17 protein-coding genes and 1 tRNA gene are annotated in these 16,258 nt (G+C 69.1%); 6 read left to right on the top strand and 12 right to left on the bottom strand.

Going from position 1 to position 16,258, the window contains the following annotated elements; translation table 11 throughout:
- Positions 1-51: 51 nt before the first annotated feature.
- Positions 52-1,203 (bottom strand): nitroreductase family protein, encoded by a 1,152-nt coding sequence (locus IPL89_07215; protein ID MBK9062971.1) that lies wholly within the window; start codon positions 1,201-1,203, stop codon positions 52-54.
- Between the two features lie 35 nt (positions 1,204-1,238).
- Here IPL89_07215 and IPL89_07210 point away from each other — a divergent pair, with 35 nt between their 5' ends.
- From IPL89_07210 to IPL89_07200, 3 genes are read left to right on the top strand one after another with little or no spacing between them, the layout of a single operon-like run.
- Positions 1,239-2,471, top strand: coding sequence for a sensor histidine kinase (locus IPL89_07210; protein MBK9062970.1), 1,233 nt, complete (start codon positions 1,239-1,241; stop codon positions 2,469-2,471).
- Positions 2,468-3,112 carry a response regulator transcription factor gene (locus IPL89_07205; protein MBK9062969.1) on the top strand — a complete coding sequence of 215 codons (645 nt, stop codon included), beginning with the start codon at positions 2,468-2,470 and terminating at the stop codon, positions 3,110-3,112. Before IPL89_07210 ends, IPL89_07205 begins: the two co-directional genes overlap by 4 nt.
- A gap of 38 nt (positions 3,113-3,150) precedes the next feature.
- Entirely contained in the window at positions 3,151-3,522 is a 372-nt protein-coding gene (locus IPL89_07200) for a VOC family protein (protein MBK9062968.1), read from the top strand.
- A gap of 42 nt (positions 3,523-3,564) precedes the next feature.
- Here the strand turns inward: IPL89_07200 and IPL89_07195 are convergent, their stop codons facing one another.
- From IPL89_07195 to IPL89_07165, 7 genes are all read right to left on the bottom strand, one after another.
- On the bottom strand, positions 3,565-3,888 hold the full coding sequence (locus IPL89_07195; GenBank protein MBK9062967.1) for a hypothetical protein: 324 nt from the start codon (positions 3,886-3,888) through the stop codon (positions 3,565-3,567).
- Positions 3,885-4,373, bottom strand: coding sequence for an RNA polymerase sigma factor (locus IPL89_07190; GenBank protein MBK9062966.1), 489 nt, complete (start codon positions 4,371-4,373; stop codon positions 3,885-3,887). The genes IPL89_07195 and IPL89_07190 overlap by 4 nt, the downstream gene beginning before the upstream one ends.
- A complete protein-coding gene (locus IPL89_07185) occupies positions 4,370-4,864 on the bottom strand; it encodes a hypothetical protein (protein MBK9062965.1) in 495 nt (164 codons plus the stop codon). Before IPL89_07185 ends, IPL89_07190 begins: the two co-directional genes overlap by 4 nt.
- A 23-nt stretch (positions 4,865-4,887) precedes the next feature.
- Entirely contained in the window at positions 4,888-6,198 is a 1,311-nt protein-coding gene (locus IPL89_07180; protein ID MBK9062964.1) for a S41 family peptidase, read from the bottom strand.
- A gap of 89 nt (positions 6,199-6,287) precedes the next feature.
- A complete protein-coding gene (locus IPL89_07175; GenBank protein MBK9062963.1) occupies positions 6,288-6,941 on the bottom strand; it encodes a CPBP family intramembrane metalloprotease in 654 nt (217 codons plus the stop codon).
- A gap of 1 nt (position 6,942) precedes the next feature.
- The gene (locus IPL89_07170; GenBank protein MBK9062962.1) at positions 6,943-7,551 is read right to left on the bottom strand and encodes a hypothetical protein; all 609 of its coding nucleotides are present in this window, start codon (positions 7,549-7,551) and stop codon (positions 6,943-6,945) included.
- Positions 7,551-7,934: a helix-turn-helix transcriptional regulator gene (locus tag IPL89_07165; GenBank protein MBK9062961.1), complete on the bottom strand. Its 384-nt coding sequence runs from the start codon at positions 7,932-7,934 to the stop codon at positions 7,551-7,553. The genes IPL89_07170 and IPL89_07165 overlap by 1 nt, the downstream gene beginning before the upstream one ends.
- 185 nt (positions 7,935-8,119) lie before the next feature.
- Here IPL89_07165 and IPL89_07160 point away from each other — a divergent pair, with 185 nt between their 5' ends.
- Positions 8,120-9,484: a PDZ domain-containing protein gene (locus IPL89_07160; protein MBK9062960.1), complete on the top strand. Its 1,365-nt coding sequence runs from the start codon at positions 8,120-8,122 to the stop codon at positions 9,482-9,484.
- A 409-nt stretch (positions 9,485-9,893) separates the two neighbouring features.
- On the opposite strand, the gene IPL89_07155 is transcribed toward IPL89_07160, so the two are convergent.
- Entirely contained in the window at positions 9,894-10,289 is a 396-nt protein-coding gene (locus IPL89_07155; GenBank protein MBK9062959.1) for a hypothetical protein, read from the bottom strand.
- A 655-nt stretch (positions 10,290-10,944) separates the two neighbouring features.
- Positions 10,945-12,012: an SAM-dependent methyltransferase gene (locus tag IPL89_07150; protein MBK9062958.1), complete on the bottom strand. Its 1,068-nt coding sequence runs from the start codon at positions 12,010-12,012 to the stop codon at positions 10,945-10,947.
- A gap of 74 nt (positions 12,013-12,086) precedes the next feature.
- On the opposite strand from IPL89_07150, the gene IPL89_07145 reads away from it, so the two are divergent.
- Positions 12,087-12,977 (top strand): fatty acid desaturase, encoded by an 891-nt coding sequence (locus tag IPL89_07145; GenBank protein ID MBK9062957.1) that lies wholly within the window; start codon positions 12,087-12,089, stop codon positions 12,975-12,977.
- A 94-nt stretch (positions 12,978-13,071) separates the two neighbouring features.
- Positions 13,072-13,147: transfer RNA gene (locus IPL89_07140), tRNA-Ala, on the top strand.
- 106 nt (positions 13,148-13,253) lie between these two features.
- Here the strand turns inward: IPL89_07140 and IPL89_07135 are convergent.
- Together IPL89_07135 and IPL89_07130 are read right to left on the bottom strand one after the other, a co-directional pair.
- Positions 13,254-15,881 carry a serine/threonine-protein kinase gene (locus IPL89_07135; protein ID MBK9062956.1) on the bottom strand — a complete coding sequence of 876 codons (2,628 nt, stop codon included), beginning with the start codon at positions 15,879-15,881 and terminating at the stop codon, positions 13,254-13,256.
- A 16-nt stretch (positions 15,882-15,897) separates the two neighbouring features.
- Positions 15,898-16,248, bottom strand: a complete 351-nt coding sequence (locus IPL89_07130; GenBank protein ID MBK9062955.1) for a hypothetical protein — start codon at positions 16,246-16,248, stop codon at positions 15,898-15,900.
- Positions 16,249-16,258: the final 10 nt, after the last annotated feature.

Genomic DNA, 16,258 nt, shown 5'->3' with positions numbered 1-16,258 from the left:
TCGGTGCGGCTGCGACGACGGGTCGTCTAGGGCTCACGGGTGCCGTCCGCTTCACCCGGCCGCGCGTTGGACGAGCGCCGACACGTCGCGGCGCGGGGAATGAGGCGTCGGGGCGGAACGGCCCAGCCGGAACAGCATCTGAGGCTCCTCCGCCGGCGACCCGAGGACTTCGGCGACGAACCGCGTCCGCTCGGATTCGATCTCGAGCACCTGGCTCATGGGGTGGAGGGAGAGCCCGAGCTTCGTGGCGGTCAGGTGGAGGCGCGCGAACGCCCGCCCGACGTTCACTTCGTCCGCCCGGGATCTGTCGGTCGTCGAGAGAAGCCCGAGCGCCGGCGCGCTGAAGGCCTGCGTTCTCGTCGCGTCCACGGTCCTTTTCAGAAAATCCGGGCTGAACGCCCGCTCCCGGCTCACGAAGGAACGCGCCACGAAGAGGCGAAGGCCCGTCAGGCCGAGGTTCTGCAGCGTGATTCCGTCCCGGAGCCGCTCGGCCTCCGCGTCGTCGAAGCGGAGCATCGCCACCGTCTCGGCGTGCATCCGTTTTGTCGCCGTCTCGATCCGCATCGCCTCCGTCATGAGGGCCGCCGCGCGGGAGAGCGTCGCGGTTCCGCGCAGACACCGAAAGCGGATCCCCGCGCCTTCGGCCGAGGCGGCCAGAACGGCGACTTCCGGATCCGTGGGCGCCGGGTCCGCGTAGGGGCGCCGATTCGTGTGGCGTTGCCGGATGAACGGGAAGAGCTCGTCTTTCCGGAGATCCCGTTGCGGGGTGAGCGTGACGTGGGCGACCGGCCGCTGCCCCACGTCTCCGGCCGGTTCGATGCCCGAGGGAAACAACTCGATCCGGGCGAGAAGGCCCTCGTGCGCGGCCGCGATCGAGAGCAGCTCGAGGAAAGTGCCCTGGCTGATCATGATCTGCCGGCTCACGGGGTCGGTCTCCGGAAGAAGTCGGCGCGGATCGACGTAGAGGTCGATGCCGTCGCCCCGAAGGTCGACGAGCCAGGGCTGCTTGTTGTGCGCGTTCGGCGCGAGAAGGGCCCACGCCGCGAGGCGCAGCCTCGGGTCGCCGTCGCCGGGGGAACCGGGCGGCCCCTCCCACGGCCGAAGCGCCTCGAGAGGCCTCGCCGCGCAGCCACCCCCCGGAGCGGTCACGAGAGCCGCTGCGCCGCCGGCCCCCAGAAGTTCGAGAAACGTCCGCCTGTTCATGAGGTCAATTTGGGGCGGCGGCGCCGGCTTTCCCTGTGCCGGTCGTCATCCCGGACGGCATGACTTCCGGCACGGGACGCCGGCCGATCGCGCCGCTACACTGGGTCCCGAGCGACATGCCCGACGCTCCGACTTCTCTCACGACTCTCCGGATCGCCGGCCTCCTCGGCTGGGGCGCAGCTGGCCTTCCACTGATCCGCCTCCTCGTCGGCCCGCCCGCGGAGGGCTCGGCCACGCTCCTCCTCCTCGGCTCGGCGGTTCTTCTCGCATTCGGCGCCGCGTTCTTCGCGGCGACGGCCGGCCGCGGAGCGCGCCACAGCCGGGGAGCGAGCGTCGCGCTGCTCGCCGTCCAGACCGCGGCCGCGCTTCTCTTCGTCTTCCTCGTCGACTCGGCAGTGGCCGGAATCCTTCTCGTCGTCGTAACGGCTCAGCTGCCGTTCTGCCTCTCGCCGCGCGCCGCGTTGCTGTGGTGCGCGGGTCAGAACGTCGTCTATGCCGTCATCCTCGTGGCGAAGTCCGGGGCCCTGAACGGCGGGGCCGTGCTCGCGGCGTTCCTGGCCTTCCAGTTGTTCGCGTTCTACACGGTGTCGATCGCAGAGCGTGAGGCCCGACAGCGAAGCGACCTCACCCGGCTCAACGCGGAGCTCGTGGCGGCCCAGAAGCTCCTTCAGGAGAGCAGCCGCGCTGCCGAACGGCTTCGAATCTCGCGGGACCTCCACGACGCGCTCGGCCATCACCTCGCCGCCCTGAGTCTTCAACTCGAGGTCGCCGGGCAGGTCGCGGAAGGCAAGGCGCGAGAACCCGTCGAGAAGGCGCGGTCGGTCGCGCGGATCCTTCTGGCAGACGTGCGAACGGTCGTCGGCCGGTTCCGCGAGGACGACCGCGTGAACCTCGGAGACGCGCTCCAACTCCTCGCCTCCGACATCCCGCGGCCGCGAATCCACCTCGATCTCCCCGAGGAGGGGCTTGCCGCAGACCCCGCCGCCACGACGACGCTCCTGCGCTCGGTTCAGGAGATCGTCACGAACGCCGTGAAGCACTCCGGCGCCGAGAACCTCTGGATCGCCGTCACCCGCACCCCGGAGGGACTGGAGGTTCTCGCGCGAGACGACGGCGCCGGCGCCAGCCGGATCGAGGGTGGCCGCGGCCTCGCCGGGCTCGCGGAGCGTATTTCCGAGGCGCACGGTTCCTTTGACGTCGAGACGTCTCCCGGTCGGGGATTCCGGGTCGCGATCCGCATCCCGTGCGGTCCGGGAGGCGGCTCATGATCCGGGTCGTCCTCGTCGAGGATCAGACCCTCGTCCGACAGGGGCTGCGCAGCCTGCTGGAGCTCACGGGTGAGGCGGAGGTCGTCGGGGAGGCCGCGACCAGCGACGAAGCACTGGAGCTCATTCCGGCGGTCCGGCCCGACGTCGTCCTCCTGGACATGCGGCTCCCCGGGAAGAGCGGACTCGACGTTCTTCGAGGTCTCTCCACGGCGGGTTTCCTCCCGCCCACGCTCGTCCTGACGACGTTCGACGACGACGCGCTTCTCCTCGAGGCGGTGCGCGCCGGGGCGCGTGGGTATCTCCTCAAGGACGTGACCTTCGAGCAGCTGACGGACGCGATCCGGCGGCTGGCGCGCGGCGAGACGTTTCTCCAGCCCGCCGTCACTCGCCAGGCAACGGCGAGCCTCGAAAGGTTCCCGGCGCACACGGACGGATTCGAGACGCCGGAGGCCTTGACCGCGCGCGAACGCGAGGCGCTGAGGCTCATGGCCGGAGGCTACAGCAACCGCGAGATCGCCTCGGCGATGGGACTGTCCGAGGGCACGGTGAAGAACCACGTCTCGAGCGTGCTCCTCAAGCTCGGCGTGAGAGACCGCACGCGCGCGGTCCTCAAGGGCCTCGCCGAGGGCCTCATCGGATGAAGAAACCGTCGGCCCAGAACCAGGGAAAGGAGTAAGGCATGGAACTTGGTGCGTTTTCGATCAGCCTGGCCGTCAAGAACCTCGATGTCTCGAGAATTTTCTACGAGAAGTTCGGATTCAAGGTCTTCGCCGGAGATGCCACGCAGAACTGGCTGATCTTGAAGAACCGAGATCACGTGATCGGGCTCTTCCAGGGAATGTTCGAGAAGAACATTCTCACTTTCAACCCGGGTTGGGACCAGAGCGCCCGGAGGCTCGCTTCCTTCACCGACGTCCGCGAGCTACAGCGCCAGCTGAAGGCGCAAGGCGTGCCGTTTCAACAGGAGGCCGACGAGAGCACGGCGGGCCCGGCCAGCTTCGTCGCCGTGGACCCTGATGGAAACCCGATCCTCGTCGATCAGCACGTGTGAACAGGAGGGGCAGATACGCCTTCATCCCGTTCGCTCCCGGGCTCACACCCGGGCCGGTGCCTTCATGCCCGCGATCCGCGCAATCCCGTCGATGGCCGGAGCGAGCGCGAGGGCGAGCACGATGGCCGCGAGCAGGTAGCCGTCCGCGGCCACCGGACGGGCGACCCAGGCCACGATGACGATCAGCATCGGAGCGGCGCTCGCAAGCGCGACGAACGCGAGGAGACGGCGCGAGCGGAGCTCCGCGCGGCGCCGCTCGGCCAGGATCCGGACGACGGCGAACGGGACGGGGCGCGGCGCGGCAGCGAACGTGCTCCGGGCCAGGGACGCGAGGGACGCTTCGACGGGGTCGCTCGTCTCGCTCATCGGGCTTCCTCCTTTTCCAGTTGCTCTTTGAAGTGGCGGCGGGCCCGGTGGAGGAGCACCCGCACGCTGCCGGCCGCGATGCCGAGGAGTCCGGCGATCTCCTTGTGCTTCCACTCTTCGACGTGGGCGAGCCAGATCAGCTCTCGCTCCCGCTCGCCGAGGGCGGCGAGGGCCGTTGCGGCGTGTCGGCCCATCGGCTCCTCCGGCTCGGGGGCCGCCGGCTCCGGCGCCTCGGCGAGAGGCATCGTCCTCTCGCGTACCCGGCGGCGGCCCGAGTCGCGGACCAGGTTCACGGCGATCCGGAACAGGTAGGCGCGGCGCTCGCCCGCTGGGAGCGCCGCGCCGCGGCTCGCGAGCAGGCGGACGAACGACTCCTGGGCGATCTCGTCGGCAAGAGCCGCCTCGCGGGTCGTCCGCACGAGGAAGGCCCAGAGCCGCGGATGCATCTCGCGGTAGAACTCGTCGAAACCGGGGTCGAGGGTCATTCCCCGCTCGTTTCGCGCTCCCTCGGACCGGCCGTGGGAAGCAGCCCCCAGGCCCTCCCGATTCGCGCCATCAGGGCGGAGGCGGCCAGCGAACCGGCGCCGAGGGCGATGAGGATCGTTCCCCACCAGGCCGCGTTGGCGAGAGCGCGAGCGTCGTTCGGGTCGACGGCGCCCGAGAGGCGCGCGGAATTGACGAACAGTGCGGCGCCGAGCGCGATGGAGAGGATCCCGGCCAGGGTCAGGACGAGCAGTCCCCGCCTCACGCGCGATTCGCCGGAGTCGGCCCTCAGCCAGGCGAGCCCCGCCTCGCTCCGGGCGAACTCGACGAAGTCCCGGGCCTCGGCGAACTTCTCGATCTGGGCCTCGACGAACCGGCCGCGGCGTTCTCGCTCGCGGGCCCGCTCGAGAGCGAAGCGCGCCGTCAGCCACGCGACGAAAGCGCCGAAGGCGAGGACGGCCAGGATGAACAGCGTTTCCTCGTAGGGTGCCATCGGGAGTTCTCCTTCCGCCTTCTCTACTTCGATCTCTTGTACGTGTCGGAGGTGTCGTCGAACCACAGGACTTCGCACCGCGCCACCCGCCCTGCCTCGAACGGGAATCTGATCCTGTAGTCCCTTCGTCCTTCCACGGTGAACGTGTGATCGCTCATGTAGTTCATTTTCCTGTCGATCTCGCCCTTCAGGAAGTGGAGCGACCCGTCCTTCATCACGAATCTCTGATTGCCCTCGTATTCCCCGATGCACGCTTCGACGAACCCGGCCGGAGGCGACTGGGGAGAAATCATCGACGCGTAGTCCTGGGCCATGAAGAGCAGGCGCTGCTTCTCCTTCTTGTCGGTTTTCCGTTCCGAGAGGGTCTTCAACGCGCTCGCCATGGCGTTCGCGAGGGCCCTGTCGGGTGCGACGGCGATGTCGGGAGCGATTCCCGCGCCCTCCCAGTTCGTCCCGCTCACGGCGTTCCTGTTGAGGATCGTCGGAACCATCACGAACAGCCGGTCGTCGATGACGAAGTGCTGGCCGGGGTTCGCCAGCCCCTTCGTTCGCGAGCCGACGATCACGGCGCGCTTCGCCTGCTGGAGTGTGTACGCCACCGCTTCCGCGGCCGACGCCGTCCGCTCGCTGACGAGCACGTAAATAGGGGTCTCGAGCATCTGCTTCACGTCGGGAGAGCGTGTCACGGTCGAGACCGTCGTCTGATTCGTCGTCCGGCTCCACGATTCGCCGATCCGCGTGCCCTCCGGAAGGAAGTAGCTCAGGAGGAAGTCGGACGTCTCCGACGCTCCGCCGCCGTTGTCCGTGAGGTCGAGAACGAGCGCCGAGGAGCTGTGCAGGAAGTTCATCGCTCCGACGAAGGCGTCCCTGACGAACCGCAATTCGACGAAGTTGTCGAACTTGAAGTACCCGACGTTGCCGTCGAGGGACTCGGCCTTCCTGAGCCTGAAGTTGTTCTCCCGGAGCATCCTGAGGAACTCCGGAGAAACGTCTTTCGCTCCGGCGGCCTCGTTCCTTAGTTGCGCGACGATCCGCGGGTTGTTGAGGACCCTGAGGTGCTTGTCCCTGGCAGCCGCCTGCATGTCCTGGTTCAGGGCGTCGAGGAAGTCGTCCGGCTTCACCTTGGCGCTATACGTGCCGGCCTTCGCGTTCGCCCGAAGGGCGGCCTCGACCGCCTTCGCCCTCTCGGGGTAGACGTAGTTGGCGACGACGAGCTCGATCGTCTTATCGATCACGGCCTGCTGCCGGGCCTGATCCAGCGTGGGCCCCTGGGCGACGCAGACGGACTGGAAGACGAGAACGGCGGCGGATGAAAGCGCGGTCGAGAGCTTCATGAATCCTCCGAGGCGCCGGGATCGACGGGTTCCGGGCCTTCACGGCGAGAAACGCCGGGAGGACGGTCTTGGTTAACGGCCGAGGAGCCTCACGTCGCCCAGCCGAAGTACAGCGCCGTGACCCCGTAGGTGTCCACGAAGCCGTGGGCGAGGACGCTCGCCCACAGGTTTCGACCAGAGATCAGGTACGCGGCTCCGAACATGAGCCCTGCAACACCCGAGTCGACGATGCCGGCGGGGCCTTTGTAGAAGTGACCGAAACCGAAAAGAACGGCTACGAAGACCATCCCGGCCAGATACGCGGCCGCGGATCCCTTCCCGATATCGGCCGCGCGTGTGAGCAGGTAGCCCCGATATCCGAACTCTTCGCCGAACGCCGCCCACGTCCAGACGAGCCCGAGCCACAGGAGCGCGGTCTTGAGGTCGCCGGCCATGGCTTCGCTTCCCGCGGGCGCCACGATCGGAGGCCACACCTTCGAGGCGAGCGTCTCGACGAATCCGCCCAGGACGATCCTGAGCGCCGCCGCCGCGACCGCGACCGCGACGATGCGCCACCACGACTTCGGGCGGCGAAACGGCAGCGCGGCCCAGCCGCCGCTGCGCACCCGGAACGAGATCAGGCCCAGCACGGCGAGGATGGGCACTTCGTTGGGCAGGACCCGAAACACGTTATGCCCGATCACGATGCCCGTGCCCAGCAGGAGCTCGAGAGCGCTCAGAGCGCGAGAGTCGGTGAATTTCATGTCAGGCTTCTCCTGCCGGACCCTCGCGCCGCAGCTGGCGAACGCCCCATCGGCCGAAACGCATCGTGAGCAGATAGAGCCCGAGTCCCAGGGCGAAGCCAATCGGTACGATCCACCAGCCCAGGAGCTCCCGGCCTCCAGACGGAGAGGCGCCGAATCCCAGCCGAAGGCTCAGGTCTCCTTCCGGGCCAATCCAGAGGCCGGCAGTGTCGGGGTGTAACACCTTGAGCGCCGCGCACAGAACAATCGCGGCACAGAGAGCGAAGCCCACGGCGGAACCGGCGAGTACGAAAACGCCCGCGAGGCTGATGCTCGCCGCCCGGAGGAGACCGCGGAGGATCGTCAGCGGGGAGCGGGCCGACTGCGCCCGCAGGAGCACGTGGTTCGTCCGGTACTGGCGAGCCAGCTCCTCGGGGCCGCCCAGCCCGGCGAGGGCCGATTCGACCGCGTCGGAGGTCAGACCTCCGCCGACGGTCGCCTTGTCGAGAACGTGGCTCCGCAGCTCGTTCACGATGTCGGAGACGTGCTCTTCGGGAAGCCCTCGGAGCGCTCTCCGGACATCGTGGAGGTACCCGTCGAGGCGGTGTTGCGGGGCGTGGTCGTCCGGCATCAGCGTTCCCCTTTTCGAAGCGGCTCGATCAGCCCGTCGAGATTCGAGGAGAACCTCGACCAGAACCGTGCCATCTGCGCGGCCCGGCGGCGGCCGCCGACGGTGAGCCGGTAGTACTTCCGCGGATGGCCGGCCTCGGCCTCTACCCATTCCGACTCGAGGTAGCCCTCCGTCTTCAGCCGGCTCAGCAGCGGATAGACGGTCCCCTCCGGGACGTCGAGGTCCGCGACGTCGGCCAGGTGCCGCAGGATGTCCAGTCCGTAGCGTTTCCCGGACCACAGGGCGGCCAGGATCGCCAGCTCGAGACAGCCTTTCCGGATCTGGACTTCCCACTTGTCGAGCGGGTCGAGCGCCTTCGCCGATGGAATCCCGGAACCAACCATACGACGACACGATACCTCGTTATACGATGTATGTCGAGGCGAGTTTGGGCGCAAATCCCGCCGCCCGTACCACCAAACCGGCAATTCGCGGGTTTTCGCCAGGCCCGGGCAGGCCCTTGCGCCCTAGGTTGCGAAGCACGAGAACGGCAGAGCAGCCGAACAGGACCGGCTGCGGGAGAACATCGATGGAATCGACCAAACGACGCCGCGTGGGCGTGACGGCGGCCTTCTTCGCAGCGCTCGTTGCCGCGTTCGTCGCGGTCCGTTGTCCCGGCGGCGCGAGGGCGAAGAGCAAGGCCCTGGCGAACGGAGCGGAGTCGCTTCGACGCCGTGCCGACCTCGGGTTCGCGGCCGGGAACCTCACGCCCGGCAAAGGGCTCCAGGTCGTCCGGGTTGCGCCCGGGGCGGCGGCCGAGCGTGCGGGCCTGCGGGCCGGCGATCGACTCGTCGGCATCGGCGAGCGGACGTTCGCCACGGGGCTCGACGCGGACGCGGGCCTGGCGGCGCTCCGGTCCGGGGAGCCGGCAACGCTCCGGATCGTCCGCGGGGAAGAGCCCTTCGCCGTACGGGTCGTCTTCGATGCGATGCCCCTCGACGACATGCCGGGCGTCGAGTTCTCGTACGAGGAAATCCGAAACCCGCGCTCCGGTGCGCGGCAGCGTGTCATCGTCTCGCGGCCGCGCGCGGTCGCGAAGCGGCTGCCGGCGGTGTTCTTCATCCCCTGGCTCAGCTGCGATTCGGTCGAGGCGGCGCCGGGAGCGCGCGGCGGGATCGAGACACTCCTCTATCGCATCGCATCGGAGTCGGGGCTCGTCCTCATGAGGGTCGAGAAGCCGGGCGTTGGGGACAGCGAGGGCGTGTGCAGCGAGACCGATCTCGACACGGAGCTCGCCGGGAACCGGTCTGCGTTCGACGCGCTGAAGAAGCACCGCTGGGTGGATCCGGCGCGGATCGTCGCGATGGGCCAGAGCTTCGCCGGCGGCCTGCTCCCCCTCGTCGCGCCGCGCGAGGAGACGCGGGGGTACCTGTTCCTGAACAGCTGGGTGCGGACGTGGCTCGAGCGGCTCCTCGAGTTCGAGAGGCGGCGGCTGGAAGCCGCAGGCCTCTCCGCGGGCGACGTGTCGACCCGCATGCGCCGTCTCGCCGAGCTCTACGGTCTCGTGCTGGAGGGCGGCCTGACGCCTGCGGAGGCGATCCGGAGGAAGCCGGCGCTCGGGCTCGTCTGGGAGGATGCGCCGGCGCATCAGTACGGGCGGCCGATCCGATTCCTTCAGCAGCTCCAGGCGACGAACGTGAGCGCGGCGTGGGAGAAGGTCGATCGGCCCACGCTCGCCGTCTTCGGAGAAGCCGACCTCGTGATGAGCCGGAGCGATCACGAAAGGGTCGTGGCGATGGTGAACCGGAACACGCCCGGCGCCGCGCAGCTCCTGACGGTACCCGGAATGGACCACGGCCTCTCGGCGCCGCTTCCTGGGGGCGGAGAAGGACTTCCGGAACTCGTGGCGACGACGGTCCTGAACTGGCTCAGAAGGGTGGCCGGTTCGCCGTGATGCTCAGACTCGCAAAGGACGTCGTACCCCGTATGGACCCGCTGGCGCGAGACAATGGGCAAGCTCCAAATCGTTCCCACGGGAAGGTGGACATGGCATTCCCCACTCGACCAGCCCTTTCGCGAGGCGCCGCCGCGGCCCTTGCTCTCTTTCTTTCCGAGAATCTCCTCTCGTCTCCCCTCCCCGATCCCCTCGACGCCGCGCCGTCGCGGTTCGCGACGTCCGAGGGCGTCAAGGTCCACTACAAGAGCCTAGACGACCCCGCGGCGAAGACGGCCGTCGTCTTCATCCACGGCCTCGCGTGCGACATGACGTCGTGGCGCGCGCAGGCGAGCGCCTTCGACGGCAAGGCACGGATGCTGTTCGTGGACCTGCCCGGCCACGGAAGGAGCGACCGGCCCAACGTCGACTACACGATGGATCGGTTCGCCGCGTCCGTCGACGCCGTCATGCGCGATGCCGGCGTGGAGCGCGCGCTTCTCGTCGGCCACAGCATGGGGACGCCCGTGGCGCGGCAGTTCTGGCGCAGGTACCCCGCGAAGACGCTCGGAATCGCCGCCGTGGACGGGGCGCTGCGGTCGTATTTCAAGGACCCTGCGCAGGTCGACGCGTTCGTCGCGCGCTTCTCGGGACCGGACTTCGAGAAGGCGATGAGCGGGTTTTTCGAGTCCACGTTCACGCCGGCGACGCCGGACTCCGTCAAGGCCGACGTCCGGAAGATGGCGGCCGGATTCACGCAGCCCGTCGCCGCGAGCGCGATGAAGGGGATGTTCGACCTCGCGGTCTGGACGGACGATCCGATCAAGGTGCCGCTCCTCGTCCTCGTCGCGAAGAGCCCGATGTGGAATGCGGATTACTTCGCCTACGTGAAGACGCTGAACCCGGACGCCACGATCGTCGAGATCGCCGGTACTGGACATTTCGTCATGCTCGAGAGACCGGCCGAGGTGAACGCCGCCCTCGTCGCGTTCGCGGCGGCCGCGGGCGCGATCCCGATGCGGGCGGCGCGGCCCGGCCGGCCCGCCGACGTCTCCTCACCGGAGGCGCTCGTCGCGGCCGTGTACGACGTGATCTCCGGGCCGGCCGGACAAAAACGGGACTGGGAGCGCTTCCGCTCTCTCTTCGCGGACGGCGCGCGGTTGATCCCGACCGGGCCGCGCCCGGCGGGCGACTTCGGCCCGCGCGTCTATGACCCGGACGGCTACATCCGGCGCTCGGAGCCGGTCTTCGAGACGACGGCGTTCTTCGAAAAGGAGGTCGCGCGCCGCGTCGAGAGATTCGGACACATCGTGCAAGTCTTCTCGACCTACGAGGCGCGGCACGACCCAAACGGACGCGGCGCCGTTCGTCCGCGGCATCAACTCGTTCCAGCTGCTCTTCGACGGGACGCGCTGGTGGGTCGTGACGATCTTCTGGGAAGCCGAGTCCGAGGCCGTGAAGATCCCGAAGGAATACCTTCCCTAGCGTCTCCCCAGCTCCAGCGCCTTGAAGCCCGTCCCCGCGCCGCGCGGGTCGAGGAGGAACGCGAGGGCGGGCTCGCGCGCCGCGCGCGCCACGGCATCGGGGACGTGCCGGGCGAGGAACGCGCCTTGCGTCTCGAGCGGCGAGACGTCGAACCCCGCCTCGGAGGCCCACGCGGCAATGTCCGTGAAGTTCACATCAGCCGTCACGTCCGCCTTCCCGCCCCAGCGGTAGAGCTCCTCCCCCTCCAGGCGCTGGTGGTGCGCGTAACCGCGCACCGTACCAAGAGGCCTCCGGTCGTAGAGCGTCTCGATCGTGTCGCCGTAGTCGAGGAGGAGGACAGAACCGGACAGAAGAGAAGAGAAAGACTTCTTTGAAAGGAAGAGGGAGCGGACGGACGGTGCGATTTCGACGCGCTGCCCCTCGGGCCACGTCCGAGAAAGAGCGCTGAAGGCGCCGGGCGCCGCGCCTCCGGGGCCGTCACTCGGCGCAGGCCGCCATACCTCCCGCCACTGATCCCCTTTCAAAGAGATCCAGAGCGCCTGCCACCCGCTGCCCGACCGCCTCAGGACCCGCACGGGAAAAGCGTCGAGCAGCTCCGAGGCGTAGACGACCGCCCGGCCGCCGCAGGCGGCGAGCGCGTCCTCCATCGTCCCGTGCCACGTCGCGCGCGCCCCAAGGCGCGCACGCTGCGCCTCCGCAAGTACCGGCGAGGTCTCGACGAGGTGTAGCTTGACCGTCCGCCGGGCGAGCAGCGGCAGCGACGCGAGGACCGCCTCGGCGAGCGCGCCCGAGCCGGGGCCCAGTTCGACGAGATCCCAGCGCGCGAACGGGCCGCCGAGCGCGCGCCGCCGCCCGGCCGCCCACGCGGCCACCGCCTCGCCGAGCGCGGGGTGCAACGTCGAGGCCGTCGCGAAGTCGCCGCGCCGGCCGACGTCCCGGATATTGCGCGCGTAGTACCCGAGCTCCGCGTCGTGCAGCGCGAGATCCATCCACCTCTCGAACGGAACGGCTCCGCCGGCCTCGGCGACGCGGCGGGCGAGAGATGGGGCGGCGGCACGGTCCACGCGCCCATGATCCGCCAGGGTCCGTCCCGGCGCCCGAGACGCCGTCGCAGAAGAGCGCGTAAACTCCATCTCCTATGCGTAAACCCTCGCCGGACTGGGTAAACATCCTCTTTCTCTGCCTCACGCCCGTGGTCGGCTTCGGCGGCACGGCCTGGTACGCCGCCACGCACGGAATCGTTTGGTGGGAGCCGGTTCTCGCGCTCGCGCTCTTCATGGCGATCGGGATCGGGATCGGCTCCGGCTACCACCGCTGCTTCGCGCACCGCACATACGACTGCCACCCCGCGGCCGAGTCCGTCCTCCTCTTCTTCGGGGCGCTCGCGCTCCAGAACTCCGCGCTGCGCTGGGCGCGCGACCACCGCGATCACCACCGCTACACGGACACGGACCGCGACCCGTACTCGGTGAACCGCGGGTTCCTCTGGGCGCACGTCTTCTGGGTGTTCTACAAGCAGCCCCCGGACGCGAGCTTCGAAAACGTGCCCGACCTCCTGAAGAACCCGCGCGTCATGTGGCAGCACCGCTGGTCCCGCTTCCTCGGGATCGGCGTCGGCCTCGGCCTGCCGACGCTCATCGGCGCGTTCTTCGGGCGGCCGCTGGGGGGCCTCCTCTGGGGCGGGTTCCTGAGGATCGTCCTCGTCCACCACACGACGTTCCTCATCAACTCCGCGGCGCACGTTTGGGGCAAGCGGCCGTACTCGACCGAGGTCTCGGCGCGCGACAACTGGTTCCTCGCGTTCTTCACGCACGGCGAAGGGTTCCACAACTTTCACCACACGTTTCCGTCCGACTTCCGCAACGGCCTCCGCTGGTACCACTGGGATCCGAACAAATGGGCGATCCTCGTCCTGAAGGTCACCGGTCTCGCGCGAAACCTCCGGCGGACGCCGGGGCCGCTCATCGAGCGGGCGCGGGAGCGCGTCCTCGAGGCGGCGTCGGGACTCTCGACGAGCTCGACCGCCTGAGGCGGACCAGCCCCCCACGCGTCGAAGCCCGGAATCCCCTCGTTTGACCGGGAGCGGGGGTGATGCTACTTTCCCCGGTCTCTCCGACCCGGGTGGGGCTGTAGCTCAGTTGGGAGAGCGCCTGAATGGCATTCAGGAGGTCGACGGTTCGATCCCGTTCAGCTCCACCATTTCATTCTCTCACCTCCCACCCGTCCGGCCCCCGCCTCGCCCCCCCAGGGAGCGTGCGCGCCAGGCAGGCGGGCGCGTTCGATCCCGTTCAGCTCCACCACTTCTTCACCGTTCGATCACGTAGATGTTCCCGGCCTTCTTGTGGATGCTGAAGAAGACCTTCTTCCCGTCGCGCGTGAAAGAAGGGTAGTCGAGGAAGAACGTGCCGTCCTGCTTGACGGGCAGCTCGCGGACGCGGCCGGTCGCCACGGAAATCACGCAGATCCGGCGGTGGTCACGCAGGAACAGGATCTCGTCGGGGTTCGCGGGTGACCAGCGGGCGTGCGAGTCCTCGAACGCACCGTCCGTGAGCCGCCTCGGCGCGCTCCCGTCCGCGGGGAGGATCCACAGCTCGCGCGTCGCATCTTTCTGGACGTGCGCCGCGAGAGCCCGTCCGTCCGGCGACCAGGAGGCGTCCCCGACGTTCCGGGCGCCCGGGACCGCCCCGAGGCGGCGAACCGCCTTCGTGGCGACCGTGTAAAGGGAGAGCGGCTCGCCCGGCACCGCGAACGCGAGGGTCGTCCCGTCCGGGGAAAACTCGCCCGCGCCCGAAGACCGGATGCCGGTGTCAGTCCCGCCGACGTTCCCGAGCGTGTGGAGGTGGATCGTCCCCCGGAGGACGTACGCCACCTGACGGCCGTCCGCGGACCACTGTCCGCCGTTCTGGTCGATCGCCGAGACCTGCTCGCGGAACCTGCCGGAAGGGTCGAGCGTCCAGAGGGCGATCCGGCCCGTGCGGTCCGACTCGGCCAGCAGCGTCTTGCCGTCGGGCGAGAGCGCCGGATACTGCTCGAGCGTGGTCTCGGACGTGACCTGCCGGAGCGCCCCCGAGGGAAGTGACAGCTCCCAGATGTCGCCGTTGGTCCTTGTCGTCGCGAACGCGATGGATTTGCCGTCGCGGCTCACCGTGGCGTCCACGTCCTGTCCCGGGCCGAGCGTGACGCGGCGGGGCGCGCCGGCCACCTTGCCGTTCGAGACCGGCAGCTCCCAAAGGTTCGTGACGTTGTCGAAGGCCGAGTAAACGAGGGAGCGACCTTCGGGCGACCACGAAGGGTGGAGGACGAGCGCCTTCCCGCGCGTCAGCTCCGCCGGCGCGCCGCCCGCCGCGGCGACGGCGCGCAGACTGAAGACGCCTCCCGCGGCGCGCGATGCGTAAGCGATCCACTTTCCGTCGGGAGACCAGCTCGGCTGGTAGTTGAAGTCGGCGTCGTCGGTGAGCCGGGCGGGCGGCCCGCCCTCGGCGGAGATCGTCCAGAGGTCCCATTTCCCACCGCGGTTCGACTGGAAGACGACGCGCTTCCCGTCCGGCGACCAGGCCGGGTAGTAGCCGTCGTCCACGAGCTTGACGGCCGCCCCGCCGAGAGCGGGCGCGATGAAGAGGTCTCCGGCGCGCCCGTCCACGAGCTCCGTGAGCTCCGTCTGCCCGAGGACGACGCCGAGCCGCCCGCCGTGGTCGCGGGCGGAGCAGAAGGCGATCTTCGTCCCGTCGGGGGACCAGGCCGGGTGCGTCTCGTCGGCATCCGTCGCGGCGACGCGGATGGGCGCCCCGCCACCGCGCGGCTCGACCACGACGTCGAGGCTCCCGCGCTCGTCCGTGACGTAGGCGAGGAATTTCCCGTCGGGCGAAAAGGCGGGCTGCTGCTGGAGTCCGGGCGAGAGCGTGGCGCGCGTGAGCCGCGGCGAGGTCTCGGGTCGCGAGAGCCCCCGGACCCTCACCACCGCGAAGGCGGTGAGGAGACCGAGGACGGCGCCGAGGAGGACGAGGAGAGAGCGCGCGCCTGCGCCCCGGCGCGGCGCGGTCCCCGCCGCCGCCGGACCCGGTTCAGACATCGAAGAGAGCCGCGCCGCCGTCTGCGAAAGATCGCGAGCGAGATCCCTCGTCGAGGCGTAGCGGTCGTCGGGATCCTTCGCGAGGCAGCGCTCCACGATCCACCGCAGCGGCGCCGGCGTCGCGAGGGCCGTCGACGACAGGGGCTCGGGCTCCTCCCGGAGGATCGCGGTCAGCGTCTCCGGACGCGTCGGGCGCTCGAACGGGCGGCGTCCCGCGACCATTTCGTAGATCACCGCTCCGAGCGAGAACTGGTCCGACCGGAAATCCACCGGCCTGCCGACGGCCTGCTCGGGCGACATGTACGCCACCGTGCCCATGATCATTCCCGGTTCCGTGCCTCCCGACACGGTCGGCGCGACCGACGCCTCGCCGGACGCCTCGGGCGGACCCGAGAGCTTGGCGAGGCCGAAGTCCAGGATCTTCACGAGGCCGTCGGGCGTGACCATCAGGTTCTCGGGCTTGAGATCCCGATGCACGATTCCCGCCGCGTGGGCCTTCGCGAGCCCTTCGGCCACCTGCGAGGCAATCGAGAGGATCTTCTTCGTCGGCAGCGGACCCTCGGCGAGCTTCGCGCGCAGCGTCGCTCCCTCGATCAGCTCCATGACCAGGATGTGGCGTCCGCCGCTTTCTTCGAATGAATGGACCGCCGCGATATTTGGGTGATTCAGCGCGGCGAGCGCCCGGGCCTCCCTTTCGAACCGCAGCTTTCTCTCTTCACCTTCTAAGAAATCCTCCGGCAGTACCTTTATTGCGACTTCCCTCGCGAGCCGAAGGTCCTTCGCGCGGTAAACCTCCCCCATCCCGCCCGCGCCGAGCGGCGAGAGGACTTCGTAGGAGCCGAGACGGGTGCCGGGAGTCAACAACGTGCTTCGGGTGAGTCTACGCGGTCGTGGCCTCCGGCTTCCGCCCGTAGCGCTGCGTCGCGTAGCCGGTCAGCAGGCCGACGATCGCGCCGGGCAGCATGATCTCGAAGTAGTACTTGCCCTGCATGTTCGCGACGAGGAACGCGAAGATGAGACCAAGCGCGGTCCCGAAGACGAGCGTGGCGGGCACGGACCGGACCTTCCGCGCGAAGACGCCGATCAGGACGCCCGCCACGAGGCCCTTGAACGTCGACCCCGCCACGATGCCTACGATCTGCGATCTCACCTCCGGCGTGAACCACGCCGTGAGTCCGTCGACGGCCCCCAGCGCCGCCCCAACGAGCAATCCGAGCAGAACCTTGTTCATCGTGTCCTCC

Source organism: Acidobacteriota bacterium, assembly GCA_016716715.1.
GTDB lineage: Bacteria > Acidobacteriota > Thermoanaerobaculia > UBA5066 > UBA5066 > Fen-183.
Note: the sequence above shows the minus strand (reverse complement) of the source record. Positions and strands in the feature narration are given on the sequence as shown.